Here is a 13,114-nt window from a genome sequence, read left to right as displayed (position 1 = left end):
ATTGAGCGGGTGCGGGCAATCCACCAGATGGCAAGCTGTAGGGGCCAGTGCAACCTGGCTATCGTCCTGCCCACGCAACCGATGCATGCTTACTCATCGAAAAAGATCTGGACGGCGGCAATGACCCGATCCACATCGGCATTGGTCAAGCGGTGGTCGCAAGGCAGCGTGAGCAATTCGTTGGATAGCTGATGAGCGACCGGAAATTGCTCGACTGGGGCGCTGATATCACGCCAGTGCCGCTGGGCAAAGATCCGTTGATCGATCAGGTGCCGCCATAGATCATCCGCGTGCTGGGTGCGGACGACAAAACCGAACGGTGCATAGCTCTGCACATCACCCAGAAATGACATATAGGGCAGGGCGACTTGATAGCGTGCATAGTTCTGCTTCCTGGCGATCAGCAGGGGGGAGGCTGGCATGCAGGCCAACATGTGCTGTGTCAGCTTGCTGACTGGACGAGGCCCGATATCCATGCTGGCCTCATCCTGCTGATGGCGTGCAACCCATTCGGCGTGGCGGTGCCCAGTGCAGTCCTCACGGCGCATCCATGCACTGGCGTGGAGATGTGGCACCCCCTGGGTCGCCGGCAGGCAGGAAAGCTGTGGCCCGATCAATAGCCCACCATCCGGCACGCCAGCCAGCTTTCGCGGGCTGAACAGTTGCCAGGTGCCCCAGGGGGCCATGCCCGTGTCGATGGCGTGAGCCCGATCTTCGATCCAGTCGATGTCCGGGCGTGAATTCACCAGCGACAGGAAGGCGGCATTGGGAGGGCGGCCAAAGTAATCCACCGCCAGCACCGCATCGCCCGAGTCAAGGCGGCTGCTCAACCAGGCGCTGTCAGGTTGCAGGTGGTGATCGACGGGGTAGAACAGTATCCGGCAGCCTGATTCCAATGCTGCATCGATGACGGCATCGCACAGATAGGCTGGCAGCCAGGTACGGCGTATCTGCCGGGTTTGCAGCAACTGCATCAATGCAGACCGGGCATTGCCATACCAGCGACAGTCAGAAGGCTCTGCCTGCCAGTATTCAAGTAGATTGCCGGGTTGACGGGGCGGGAGCTCCAGCTCGAAAAAACCACCAATGGGGCGATCGAAGTGCATGGGCTATCTCATCTGTCGATATCTGCCTGCGGTCAGGCTGACTCAAAATCGGCGCCAGTGCTTGCCAGGGTGATCATACCACTGGTGTCATCCTGCCCGCGAGCATGTGCACGACGGCCCGGACAGTGCTATTTGATGCTTGGTGTTGATGACAAAGGATATGGTGTGATCTGGCCACGGTTTGTGATATGACCGAGGCCGCTTGCGGAACGGCTGCTGAAAGCAATGCAGGTTGGCACTCATGGCCAACCTGCATGTCTCCTCTCATTCCCCATGTACGGTGCCTGCGGTATATAGTTTTGATCGGCAGGTCATCTCGCCCCAGCATTCATTTTTTGAGTCATTGGCTGAAGCGCAAGCAATGGGTGTGGCTAGAGTATTTGCTCTCTCTCGTTTTGTAAACCCCCTGAATGCAAAAATATTCATATTTGTTACAAAATATTGACAACCTCTGATGCATTGAACGGGTAAACGCGTTATGTTGTACAATAAATGACAGATTTGTATAGACAATATATCCGTAATGACACAGCCCCGTTATCAAGCCATCAAGTCTTATTTGCTCCAGCGTATCCGGGAGCAGACCTACCAGCCTGGCAGCAAGATTCCACCCGAGGTGCAGTTGGCGGAGCAATTCGGTGTCAGCCGGATGACCGTCAACAAGGCCATCCGTGATCTGGTGGGCGATGGCATGCTGGTGCGCTTTGCTGGCGATGGCACCTATGTGGCGGATACGCGGGCTGAATCGCCACTGCTGTCGGTGTGCAGCATTGCAGGCGAGATCCGCCGTCGAGGCCATCAGTACGATAACACCGTCTTGTTGTTACGCAGCGAGGTGGTGGATGACACGATTGCGCTGAGGCTGGGTGTGCGCGTGGGCACCGAGGTGTATCACTCGATGATCGTGCACCGTGAGAACGGGGTGCCGATCCAGCTGGAAGACCGCTATCTGAACCCTCGCTGGGTGCCTCATTATCTGGAGCAGGATTTTTCCGACATCACGCCCAACGAGTACCTGACCCAAGCCTGCCCTTTGTCGGACATCGAGCATATCGTCGAGGCCACCATGCCAGATGCGGAAACCCAGCGCCTGCTGGAGATCAGCGCCAATGAGCCCTGTCTGCTGGTGCATCGCCGTACCTGGTCTGCTGATCGCCTGATCAGCTTCGCGCGTCTGACCCATCCTGGCACGCGCTATAAGCTTCGTTCGCAAGTCCATGTCGATGTGTGATCGATCACCGGGCGATTGATCGCCGGAGCAGGCATGCCATCCAACGGCCACCAGCAGGTGGCCGTTTCTTTTTGATCCTGCGTGTCCCACTTGATCTGGCTGCCGCGCAGGGTGACGGCTGCTTGACGTGTTGGCATTGTCTGTTTAATGTATATACAAATTTGCTCAAAATTATACATTTCAATCATGCACACTGTACTGACGGACTGTGATCAGCTCTGGCTGAACGCTCAGGTCGCTGCCCACTGGGGGGGCGTGGATGCAAGCACGGATGCGTCCTCCGCCTTGGTTGCCATGGGTGTCAAGCAGGGGCGCATCGCGCTACTGGCGCCGATGTCCGAGCTTGCGGCAATGGCGCTGCCGGCGGGTGCCATTGACCTGGCCGGTGCCTGGGTGACACCGGCCTTGATCGATTGCCACACGCATGCGGTGTTTGGGGGCAATCGTGCGCAAGAGTGGGAGATGCGTTTGTGCGGCGTGCCCTATGCTGAGATTGCCAGGCAAGGGGGCGGCATTCTGTCCACGGTGCGGGCCACCCGTGCCTTGAATGAGGCTGACCTGCTGGCTGCCAGCTTGCCGCGTGTGCAAGCCCTGGCGGCAGAGGGGGTGGGTTGCATCGAGATCAAATCCGGCTATGGACTCACCTTGGACGACGAGCTGAAGATGCTGCGTGTGGCGCATCGGCTGGGTGAGTTGGCCCAGATCGATGTATCTGCCACCTTGTTGGCGGCGCATGCTGTACCACCTGAATACACCGGTCGGGCAGATGACTATGTCAGCCTGATCTGCAACGACATCATTCCAGCAGTTGCCGAGGCCGGGCTGGCCGAAGCGGTGGACGTGTTCTGCGAGCACATCGCATTTACTCGTGCGCAAGCCGAGCGCCTCTTTGTGTGCGCCTGCCAGCATGGGTTGGCGGTCAAAGGCCATATGGAGCAGCTGTCTGACCTGGATGGCTCGGCCCTGGCTGCGCAGTATGGCGCGTGGTCGGTGGATCATGTCGAGTTTCTGAGTGATGCGGGGATTGATGCGTTGGCCCGTAGCGGCACGGTGGCGGTATTGCTGCCCGCCGCCTTCTATTTTCTGCGTGAAAAGCAGCTGCCGCCAATCGCTGCCTTGCGCGCTGCGGGGGTGCCGATGGCCGTCGCGACTGATCTCAACCCAGGTACCAGCCCGTTTGCCTCGATCCGTTTGGCCATGAACATGGCCTGCGTGTTGTTTGGATTGACACCCCAACAAGCCTTTGCCGGTGTGACGCAGCACGCTGCGCGTGCATTGGGGCGGGCAACCCGCCTGGGGCGGCTGGCAGTTGGATATGAGGCGAGCTTCTGTGTCTGGCAAGTGCAGCATCCTGCCGAGCTGGCCTATCAGATGGGCGTCAATCCATTGCGGTACCGAGTGTGGCGTGGTCAGCAGATAGCACATTGACGAAAGAGGGGGACGACATGTGGGTGAAACCTGATCCGGCTCGCTGGCAAGGGCGGGTCGATAGTGAAGAGGCTGGGGATGCCCGGCGTTGGCACCAGCAGATTCGCTGCGAGGTGCCTTCGGGCCAAGCGGGTGTCGCGCTGCTGGGGTTTGCCTGTGATGCAGGTGTCAAGCGGAATCATGGCCGGCCCGGCGCCCATAAAGGGCCGCAGGCAATACGCCATGCGCTGGCGAACCTGGCCTGGCATGGTGGTGAGCGTGTGGTGTGGGATGCGGGCGACGTAGTCTGTGAAGGCGATGCGTTGGAGGCGGCACAGGCTGAATTGGCGGTGATGGTGGATGGTCTGCTTACCGCAGGCCATTTCCCTGTGGTGATGGGTGGTGGGCACGAGGTCGCCTTTGGCACCTTCAGTGGTCTGGCCCGCCATCTGGCCAATCAAGGCGGCACGCCCAAGGTCGGCATTCTCAACCTGGATGCGCATTTCGACCTTCGCTTGGCGCGCGAGGCCAATTCTGGCACCCCGTTCCGGCAAATTGCCGAGTCCTGCGTGGCACATGGTTGGCCTTTTCACTACGCCTGCTTCGGGGTGGCTGAGCCTGCCAATACCGCCGCGCTGTTCGCCAGGGCGCGTGAATTGGATGTGACCTATCGGTTGGATGAGGACATGGGCATCGCCCAGTTGCCGGATACATTGCATCAACTCAGTCAATTCCTTGCACCACTTGATCATCTCTACCTGACCATCGATATCGACGTATTGCCTGCTTACCAAGCGCCTGGGGTATCCGCCCCGGCGGCACGAGGGGTGGCCTTGGAGGTGATCGAAGCCATACTCGATCTGGCCAAGGCTTCCGACAAATTACGCATCGTTGATCTGGCGGAGCTCAACCCTGAATTCGACATTGATCATCGCACAGCCAAGACCGCTGCTCGCCTGATCCACCGTCTGACCAAATGACCAGCCCAACCAAACTGGAGACAAATTCCATGAACCGACATGACCCTTCGCGTGTGATCCGCGCCCCGCGTGGCAATCAGCTGACGTGCAAAAGCTGGCTGACCGAAGCCGCCTATCGCATGATTCAGAACAACCTAGACCCGGATGTGGCCGAGCGTCCTGAAGATCTGGTGGTGTACGGCGGCATTGGCCGCGCGGCCCGCAGCTGGGAATGCTTTGACAGGATTCTGGATGTGCTCAAGCGCCTGGAGGATGACCAGACCTTGCTGGTGCAGTCCGGCAAGCCGGTTGGGGTGTTCCAGACCCACGCTGACGCGCCGCGCGTGCTGCTGGCCAATTCCAATCTGGTGCCGCATTGGGCGACCTGGGATCATTTCAATGAGTTGGATCGGAAAGGCCTGATGATGTATGGCCAGATGACTGCTGGCTCGTGGATCTATATCGGCACGCAGGGAATTGTCCAAGGGACTTACGAGACCTTTGCCGCCGTGGCCAAGCAGCACTTTGCTGGCGAGGCCAGAGGGAAATGGATTCTGACCGGTGGCCTGGGGGGCATGGGTGGAGCGCAGCCTTTGGCTGGCGTGATGGCTGGTTTCAACGTGCTGGCGGTGGAGTGCGACGAAACGCGCATCGATTTCCGTCTGCGTACCCGCTATGTCGATTTCAAAGCCAAAACCCTGGACGAAGCGCTGGCTATCATCAACGAGGCCAATGCCAGTGGCAAGGCCATTTCTGTCGGCTTGTTGGGAAATGCAGCCGATGTGTTTGCTGAGCTGGTTGCACGCGGCATCACCCCTGATGTCGTCACTGACCAGACCAGTGCGCATGACCCACTGAATGGCTATCTGCCGCAAGGCTGGACAATCGAGCAATGGAAAGCACGTCGCCAGAGCGAGCCGCAGGCGGTGGTCAAGGCTGCCAAAGCCTCGATGGCGGTGCAAGTGCGGGCGATGCTGGCCCTGCAACAGCGCGGTTCGGCCACGCTCGATTACGGCAACAACATCCGCCAGATGGCGTTGGAGGAGGGCGTGCAAAATGCCTTCGACTTTCCGGGTTTCGTCCCTGCCTACATCCGTCCTCTGTTCTGCGAAGGGATTGGGCCTTTCCGCTGGGTGGCGTTGTCGGGAGACCCGGAAGACATCTACAAAACGGATCAGAAAGTCAAAGAACTGATTCCACACGACAGCCATCTACACCACTGGCTGGACATGGCGCGGGAGCGCATCGCTTTCCAAGGCCTGCCAGCACGTATCTGCTGGGTGGGGCTGAAAGACCGCGCCCGCCTGGGTCTGGCATTCAACGAGATGGTCGCCAAGGGCGAGCTGAAAGCACCGATTGTAATTGGCCGCGATCATTTGGACTCCGGCTCGGTTGCCAGCCCCAACCGCGAAACCGAGGCCATGCTGGATGGCTCGGATGCCGTCTCTGATTGGCCTTTGCTGAATGCCCTGCTGAATACCGCAGGGGGCGCGACCTGGGTGTCCCTGCATCATGGCGGGGGCGTAGGCATGGGGTTCAGCCAGCACGCTGGGGTGGTGATCGTTTGCGATGGCAGCGAAGCTGCTGCCAGACGGATTGCCCGTGTGCTGCGCAATGATCCTGGAACAGGCGTGATGCGCCATGCTGACGCAGGCTATGAGATTGCCAGGCAATCCGCCCGTGAGAACAGCCTGGATTTGCCCATGCTGTGATCGATGGCCACTGTTGACCCGATTGATTCATCGCGTGATCCACGCCACCGAAGTGGATCGTGCTACTGACCACCCCATTTGAGATAGCCATGACTGCATTTCTGTTGAAACCAGGCCAGCTGAGCCTGGCCGAGCTGCGCCACATCTGGCGGGCACCAGTCACCTTGTCGCTGGATACCGCTGCCCATGCGGCTATCGACGAGTCCGCCCATACCGTTTCCCGTGTCCTGTCCGAAGGCCGTGTGGTATATGGCATCAACACGGGCTTTGGCTTATTGGCCAGCACCCGTATCGCGGCAGAAGAGCTGGAGCTTTTGCAGCGCTCGATCGTGCTGTCACATGCGGCAGGTGTTGGTGAGCGGATGCGTGACGCGACCGTCCGGCTGATGATGGTCTTGAAGATCAACTCGCTGGCGCGGGGCTTTTCCGGCATCCGCCGTGACGTGATCGATGCGCTCATCAAGCTGGTGAATGCCGAGGTGTATCCGGTGGTGCCGCAGAAGGGCTCTGTCGGTGCCTCTGGCGACCTGGCCCCCTTGGCGCACATGGCCTGCGTGTTGATTGGTGAGGGCGAAGTGACCTATCACGGCGAACGTTTGTCTGGCGGAGCCGGTTTGAAGCTGGCCGGATTGACGCCGATCACGCTGGCACCGAAAGAAGGCCTGGCGTTGTTGAATGGCACCCAGGCCAGCACCGCTTTTGCCTTGGAAGGCTTGTTTGCGGCAGAGGATCTGTTTGCGGCTGGTGTCGTGACCGGTGCCCTGTCGGTCGAGGCCGCCCAAGGCTCGCGTCGCCCATTCGACGATCGTATCCATCAGGTACGCGGCCATGCCGGGCAGATCGATGTTGCCGGGGCCTATCGGCACCTGTTGGATCACTCCGAGATCGAGCATTCACACGAGAACTGCGGCAAGGTGCAAGATCCCTATAGCCTGCGCTGCCAGCCCCAAGTGATGGGCGCTTGCCTGACGCAGATCCGCAATGCCGCCGATATTCTGTTGACTGAGGCCAACTCGGTCTCTGATAACCCCTTGGTGTTTGCGGACGACAACGACATCATCTCCGGTGGCAATTTCCATGCGGAGCCGGTCGCATTCGCCGCTGACAATCTGGCCTTGGCCATTGCCGAGGTCGGATCACTCTCAGAGCGTCGCATGGCGCTGTTGATCGATTCCAAATTGTCTGGCCTGCCGCCCTTTCTGGTCGAGAACGGTGGTGTGAATTCCGGCTTCATGATCGCACAGGTGACCTCTGCCGCCTTGGCGTCTGAGAACAAGACGCTGGCGCATCCGGCATCGGTCGATAGCCTGCCGACATCCGCGAATCAGGAAGACCACGTCTCGATGGCCACCTTTGCCGCCCGCCGCCTGCATGACATGGCCGACAATACGGCGGGCATCTTGGCTGTCGAGTTATTGGCAGCCTGCCAAGGGGTTGATTTCCGCGCACCACTGAAAACGTCGGTGGAGTTGGAACAGGCCAAGGCATTATTACGTGCCCGGGTGTCGTTCTATGACAAGGATCGTTACTTCGCGCCAGATATCGAGCGAGCCAAGGCACTGATCCAGCAAGGGGGCTATGATCGATTCCTGCCTGCTGGGCTGTTGCCATCGTTGTAATGACGAGCTGACACTTCAGTGCTCCACACCCCGCCAAGGCGGGGTGTTTGCTTGGATGATACGCAGAGAAGCACGGTAGGGCGGCATGTGCGCCATCAGATGTTTGATGGTGGGGTTTGGGTTGGTTTGGGTGGTTAGATGTGTTGCATTGCAAAATCACTCGTCATGAATCATCTGCTGAAAAGCACTAGAGTTTTAAGCCTAACAAGGGGTTGAGGGTTTGTCCGCATGGAAAATCAGGTGGGGAATGCAGTAATATTTGTGCATTGCACAAAATGCAATATTAACTGTTTCACAACCCAACCAGGGGAACTACTATGGAAAACAATCTGATCGTCCTTGAAGCCCCCGCCCTCGGGGGAACCTATATTGGCCGTGTGTATGCCCTGGGTGGCGTACTGCGTGCGGAAGTCCTGCGTGAACGGGGCAGCCACCTGGAAGTCGTCACCAAGCGTAGCCGCTTTCCAACTGTTGATGCCGCTTATGCATGGCTGCGCGAACAGCCCGCACTGGGCCAACACGCACGTCTGGCAGCATGATTGAACCTCGGGCGTAGTGGGTGCCATTCGGCACACACATGGCTGAAACCAGCAGCACCCATCTGTACCATATCGAACGGATAGCAGGGCTAAGCGATTAGCCCTTGGTTATCTGCCTACCTCTCGCTGATCCTCCAGCAAATGCTGTTGCCTGCGTACTTTTCCTGATCTGACGCTATTGGTATAGCCAGTGTGGTCACTTGGCCTGTGAAGGCATGTTTTCGCGGTTGGGTGCCTTCAGCAGCCCCCCCGATTATGGGGCGGGCGGCGACGCCGGCTGAGATGCTTTACTGTCATCCGCGAACGGATCGTCCGGATCGACCGTGCTAGGCGGATTTCCATCATAGATCTCGGCAATGCGCTTTTGCAGGTAGGCATCCCGCAAGAAGGTGTATGGGTCGAGTGCGGCGGAATCCAATACTTCACTGGCACCCAGCAGCTCTGCACGCTTATCGACTGCGCCGATCGCCAGTACACCATATCGGGCGGCGGGCTCGCTGGCGGGCGCGTTGATACTGGTTGCAGTGTCGGCCACCATCCCAGCGGTATCTCTAAGCGTAGAGGGGCCAAACAGGGGGAGCACCAGATATGGGCCGGGTTTGACACCCCATTTACCTAAGGTTTGGCCAAAGTCCTCTGGCCGCGCAGGAAAACCCACCGGCGTCATCAAATCGATCAACCCTGCCAAGCCCAAGGTCGAGTTGAATGTGAAACGCCCCATGCTGATGGCCGCGCCCTCAACTTTGCCTTGCAGCAGGTTGTTGACGAGATAGGAGATTTCCTTGAGGTTGCCGAGAAAGTTGTGAACCCCAGCGCGGACCGGGCTCGGCACTACCTTGGTGTATGCTTCAGCCGCAGGCTTGATGACTGCCGTATCCGCCGTTTCATTGAAGGCATAGACCTTGCGGTTGAAAGGCTCGAACGGGTCGCGTTTGTCAGGTGCCGTTGCACAACCAGTCAGGACGGCAATCAGGGCAGATAGCAGTAATATCAACGGGTAACGCATGTATGTTTCCTGAAGCTGCAGGCAATGTGGCTCTGTGCCTTGCGCAGCACAACAAATTCGACGACAAGTGTATCGGTGCTGTCTGCCGACCCGGCGTGACATAGGCCACCAGCTTTGGTGGCTGGGTTTTGGTGCAGCAACCCACTGCCACTTTATTGGGGCATTCAGCTGGGTAGGGCGTGATCAGCCACCATGCTACTAGATATTATCGAATCGGCATCCACAAAAGCCAAGCCAAGGTCGTTGCGCCTGCATCTGCCTTGGCGTTGGCGGTCACTCGTGGCGGCCAGTCAGCGGCAACAATGATTCCGTGCCATACAGCGCGGCGAGGGACAGCACGTTGTCCGGGGCACGTTCACAACGCAATATGATCGAGCGCTCGTTGGCACGCCGCATCCATGCTAACAGCAGGGCGATGACGCTGGAATCGACATCCCCTACCGCCTGCATATCCAGCACTGTTTCTGGCGTAGTCAGTTGCTCCGTGACTTGTTCGAGCACCTTTGCTGCTTCGCGATAAGTCAGATTGCCAGACAGAGAGATTCGCATGGTGCCTCGATTACTTGCCGGTGTTCGTGGTGTTTTTGTCTTTGAGCGATTTGATCAGGCCATCGACGCCGCTTTGTTTGATAGTGTCGCCAAAGCTGCCCCGGTAATTGGTGACCAGGCTGACCCCACCAACCACGACATCATAGACACGCCAGTTCTGATCGACTTTACGCAGCTTGTAGTTGATCGCGACGGGCTGCTGGCCGGAAACCGAGACATCTGTCAGCACCGTCACATCCGTGCTGTTGGCTTCTGCCTTGACCGGCTTGACCTCGATCCCTTGCACTTTGTAGGAAGTCAATGTGGATGAGTAGGTGCGGATCAGCAAGGTCTTGAATTCATCGGTCAGCTGGCTTTTCTGCGCATCGGTAGCGCTACGCCAGGGCAATCCGACTGCCAGACCGGTCATGCGGGTGAAATCGAAATAGGGCAGGGTGCGCTGCTCGATCTGTTCCCGCAGCTTCTTGTCGTTCTTTTCTTTTTTCATCAGCTCCAATACATCGTTGGAGGTATTGCGTACCAGGGTTTCGGCATCGTTTGCATGTGCAGCGCCCGTCAACAGGGCGAGGCCAAGTGCAAACAGGCTGATCAACTTCTTCATGATGGCTCCAGCGTCGATAGTTTTAATTCTTGATAGGGTTCTGCATCACGGTGCAGGCGTTGCGGCTTTATCCGTAGCGGGTTGGCTCGCGCTCTTTTCTGCAGAGCTGAACAGGAATCGGCCAATCAGATCCTCCAACACCACGGCGGATTGTGTGATGGTGAGCTTGTCGCCATCTTTCAGATTTTCCTCATCCCCCCCGGTCTTGAGGCCGATGTATTGTTCGCCCAGCAGCCCTGAAGTCAGGATCGAGGCTGAAGTGTCCTTCGAGAATGGATAGCGTTCGTCGATATGCATGGTGACGACCGCCACGTATTGCTTGGTATCGAACTGCACGCTGGTGACCCGGCCCACGACAACGCCTGCGCTACGGACGGGCGCGCGCGCCTTCAGGCCACCGATATTGTCGAAATTGGCGGTGATGGTATAGGTCTTCTCGCTGTTGAACGATGTGCTGAGGTTGCCGACCTTCAGCGCCAGGAAGATCACCGCAGCAATGCCTAGCGTGACGAAGATGCCGACCCACAGGTCGATGGTAGTACGGTTCATTTAAATCCCTTTGAACATGAATGCGGTGAGCACGAAATCCAACGCGAGGATCACCAGCGAAGACGTCACCACGGTCCGGGTGGTCGCGCCAGATACGCCTTCCGCTGTGGGTGGTGCGTCGTAACCTTCAAAAACTGAAATCAATGTGATGGCGATGCCAAACACGACACTTTTGATGATGCCGTTGACGATATCAAAGCGGAAATCGACCGCTGACTGCATCTGTGACCAAAATGCGCCGTCATCGACACCAATCAGACGGACACCGACCAAGTACCCGCCCAGCACGCCCATGGCGGAGAACATGGCTGCCAACAGGGGCATCGACAACACCCCTGCCCAGAAGCGGGGGGCGACGACCCTGGCGATCGGGTTGACGGCCATCATTTCCATCGCCGCCAATTGTTCGGTCGTCTTCATCAGGCCGATTTCAGCGGTCATGGCGCTGCCAGCCCGGCTGGCAAACAGCAATGCGGCAATGACGGGGCCAAGCTCCCGGGTCAGCGACAGGGCAACCAACACTCCCAGGGCATCGGATGAGCCGTAGCGCTGCAAGGTGTCATAACCCTGCAGCCCCAACACCATGCCGACAAACAAACCTGAGATCAGGATGATGATCAGACTCAGCACGCCAGCGAAGTAGATCTCGCGGAGGGTCAAGCCAAACCGGCGGAAGCTGGTGCCGGAATACATCAACACGGCAAAAAGAAAGCGGGTGATGAAACCCAAGCGCCACACACCGTTGATGACCTTGCGGCCTACAAGGCGGAAACCGGCTGCCAATTGGTCAAGCACGTTTTACCCCTTTCAGCAGGTCGGCGGTGTAGTCAGGCGCCGGGTAATGGAAGGGGACGGGGCCATCGGGCTCGCCGTTGACAAACTGTTTGACGAAATCCATTTTCGATGCGCGAATTTCTTCTGCTGTGCCTTCTGCGACAATTTTGCCTTCCGACACGAAATAAACATAATCGACTATCTGCAGGGACTCCTGCACATCGTGGGTGACGAGGATCGAGGTGGCGCCCAGTGCATCATTGAGTTTGCGGATCAGCTGGCCAACCACGCCCAGTGAGATCGGGTCCAGCCCGGCGAAAGGCTCGTCATACATCATCAACATCGGGTCCAGTGCGATCGCCCTGGCCAAGGCGACACGACGCGCCATCCCACCTGACAGCTCGGATGGCTTGAGTTTATGTGCGCCACGCAAGCCAACGGCATGCAGTTTCATCAAAACCAGATCACGGATCAGCTCTTCAGGCAGATCGGTATGCTCTCGCATCTGGAAGGCGACGTTATCAAACACTGACATATCGGTGAACAAGGCCCCGAACTGGAACAGCATGCCCATCTTGCGACGTAGTTGATAGAGATCGTCTTCTGGCAGGGTGTGCACCACCTGCCCAGCGACGGAGACGGTGCCGTTGCTGGGTTTGATCTGGCCGCCTATCAGGCGCAGGATGGTGGTTTTTCCACAGCCAGACCCGCCCATGATGGCAACAACCTTGCCTTTCGGGATGCGTAGGCTGATGTCACGGAGGATGACACGGCGCTTGTCGTAGGCAAATGTGACGTGGTCGAGTTCGACCAGATTTTCGGCGGACACAACGGAACCCAATCAAAATGACATGATTTTAAAACAAGTATCTCGTATTGCAATATCAATACACAACAATAATTGACATGCGTTGCATATTTACAACACCAATTAGAGTTAATGCTCTATATGTGATTTTTCGTATGATGCACTGTTCTGATGAAAATTTATCGATTTCCATCGGAGGCTTGGCTTTATCTTCGCATGTGAACAGATGAATTTTCATTTCAGATCACGCCGCT

Annotated in this window: 14 protein-coding genes; 7 read left to right on the top strand and 7 right to left on the bottom strand. The window is 57.8% G+C overall.

What is annotated here, in order from left to right; genetic code table 11:
* Nucleotides 1-89: 89 nt before the first annotated feature.
* Complete coding sequence (locus tag HNQ59_RS13615) at nucleotides 90-1,106, bottom strand: aspartate aminotransferase family protein (RefSeq protein WP_184040469.1); 1,017 nt, start codon at nucleotides 1,104-1,106, stop codon at nucleotides 90-92.
* Between the two features lie 241 nt (nucleotides 1,107-1,347).
* Here HNQ59_RS13615 and HNQ59_RS13610 point away from each other — a divergent pair, with 241 nt between their 5' ends.
* The 7 genes from HNQ59_RS13610 (at nucleotide 1,348) to HNQ59_RS13580 (ending at nucleotide 8,573) form a co-directional block, all read left to right on the top strand.
* The gene (locus HNQ59_RS13610; RefSeq protein ID WP_184040466.1) at nucleotides 1,348-1,551 is read left to right on the top strand and encodes a hypothetical protein; all 204 of its coding nucleotides are present in this window, start codon (nucleotides 1,348-1,350) and stop codon (nucleotides 1,549-1,551) included.
* Nucleotides 1,552-1,629: 78 nt separating this feature from the next.
* A complete protein-coding gene (gene hutC, locus HNQ59_RS13605) occupies nucleotides 1,630-2,337 on the top strand; it encodes a histidine utilization transcriptional repressor HutC (protein WP_184040463.1) in 708 nt (235 codons plus the stop codon).
* A 186-nt stretch (nucleotides 2,338-2,523) separates the two neighbouring features.
* The gene (hutI, locus tag HNQ59_RS13600; RefSeq protein ID WP_184040460.1) at nucleotides 2,524-3,765 is read left to right on the top strand and encodes an imidazolonepropionase; all 1,242 of its coding nucleotides are present in this window, start codon (nucleotides 2,524-2,526) and stop codon (nucleotides 3,763-3,765) included.
* A gap of 17 nt (nucleotides 3,766-3,782) precedes the next feature.
* Entirely contained in the window at nucleotides 3,783-4,724 is a 942-nt protein-coding gene (gene hutG, locus HNQ59_RS13595) for a formimidoylglutamase (protein ID WP_184040457.1), read from the top strand.
* A 29-nt stretch (nucleotides 4,725-4,753) separates the two neighbouring features.
* On the top strand, nucleotides 4,754-6,415 hold the full coding sequence (gene hutU, locus HNQ59_RS13590) for a urocanate hydratase (protein WP_184040454.1): 1,662 nt from the start codon (nucleotides 4,754-4,756) through the stop codon (nucleotides 6,413-6,415).
* 89 nt (nucleotides 6,416-6,504) lie between these two features.
* Nucleotides 6,505-8,034, top strand: a complete 1,530-nt coding sequence (gene hutH / locus HNQ59_RS13585; RefSeq protein WP_184040451.1) for a histidine ammonia-lyase — start codon at nucleotides 6,505-6,507, stop codon at nucleotides 8,032-8,034.
* Nucleotides 8,035-8,351: 317 nt separating this feature from the next.
* Nucleotides 8,352-8,573: a hypothetical protein gene (locus HNQ59_RS13580; RefSeq protein ID WP_184040448.1), complete on the top strand. Its 222-nt coding sequence runs from the start codon at nucleotides 8,352-8,354 to the stop codon at nucleotides 8,571-8,573.
* A 253-nt stretch (nucleotides 8,574-8,826) separates the two neighbouring features.
* Here HNQ59_RS13580 and HNQ59_RS13575 read toward each other — a convergent pair whose 3' ends face one another.
* From HNQ59_RS13575 to HNQ59_RS13550, 6 genes are all read right to left on the bottom strand, one after another.
* On the bottom strand, nucleotides 8,827-9,579 hold the full coding sequence (locus HNQ59_RS13575; RefSeq protein WP_184040445.1) for an MlaA family lipoprotein: 753 nt from the start codon (nucleotides 9,577-9,579) through the stop codon (nucleotides 8,827-8,829).
* Between the two features lie 273 nt (nucleotides 9,580-9,852).
* Nucleotides 9,853-10,128, bottom strand: a complete 276-nt coding sequence (locus HNQ59_RS13570; RefSeq protein WP_184040442.1) for an STAS domain-containing protein — start codon at nucleotides 10,126-10,128, stop codon at nucleotides 9,853-9,855.
* A gap of 10 nt (nucleotides 10,129-10,138) precedes the next feature.
* Nucleotides 10,139-10,729, bottom strand: a complete 591-nt coding sequence (locus HNQ59_RS13565) for an MlaC/ttg2D family ABC transporter substrate-binding protein (protein ID WP_184040439.1) — start codon at nucleotides 10,727-10,729, stop codon at nucleotides 10,139-10,141.
* A 45-nt stretch (nucleotides 10,730-10,774) separates the two neighbouring features.
* Complete coding sequence (mlaD, locus tag HNQ59_RS13560; RefSeq protein WP_184040436.1) at nucleotides 10,775-11,278, bottom strand: outer membrane lipid asymmetry maintenance protein MlaD; 504 nt, start codon at nucleotides 11,276-11,278, stop codon at nucleotides 10,775-10,777.
* The gene (gene mlaE, locus HNQ59_RS13555) at nucleotides 11,279-12,073 is read right to left on the bottom strand and encodes a lipid asymmetry maintenance ABC transporter permease subunit MlaE (protein WP_184040433.1); all 795 of its coding nucleotides are present in this window, start codon (nucleotides 12,071-12,073) and stop codon (nucleotides 11,279-11,281) included.
* On the bottom strand, nucleotides 12,066-12,881 hold the full coding sequence (locus HNQ59_RS13550; protein ID WP_184040430.1) for an ATP-binding cassette domain-containing protein: 816 nt from the start codon (nucleotides 12,879-12,881) through the stop codon (nucleotides 12,066-12,068). Before HNQ59_RS13550 ends, mlaE begins: the two co-directional genes overlap by 8 nt.
* Nucleotides 12,882-13,114 lie beyond the last annotated feature (233 nt).

Source organism: Chitinivorax tropicus (genome assembly GCF_014202905.1).
Classification (GTDB): Bacteria; Pseudomonadota; Gammaproteobacteria; order Burkholderiales; family SCOH01; genus Chitinivorax; species Chitinivorax tropicus.
Note: the sequence above shows the minus strand (reverse complement) of the source record. Positions and strands in the feature narration are given on the sequence as shown.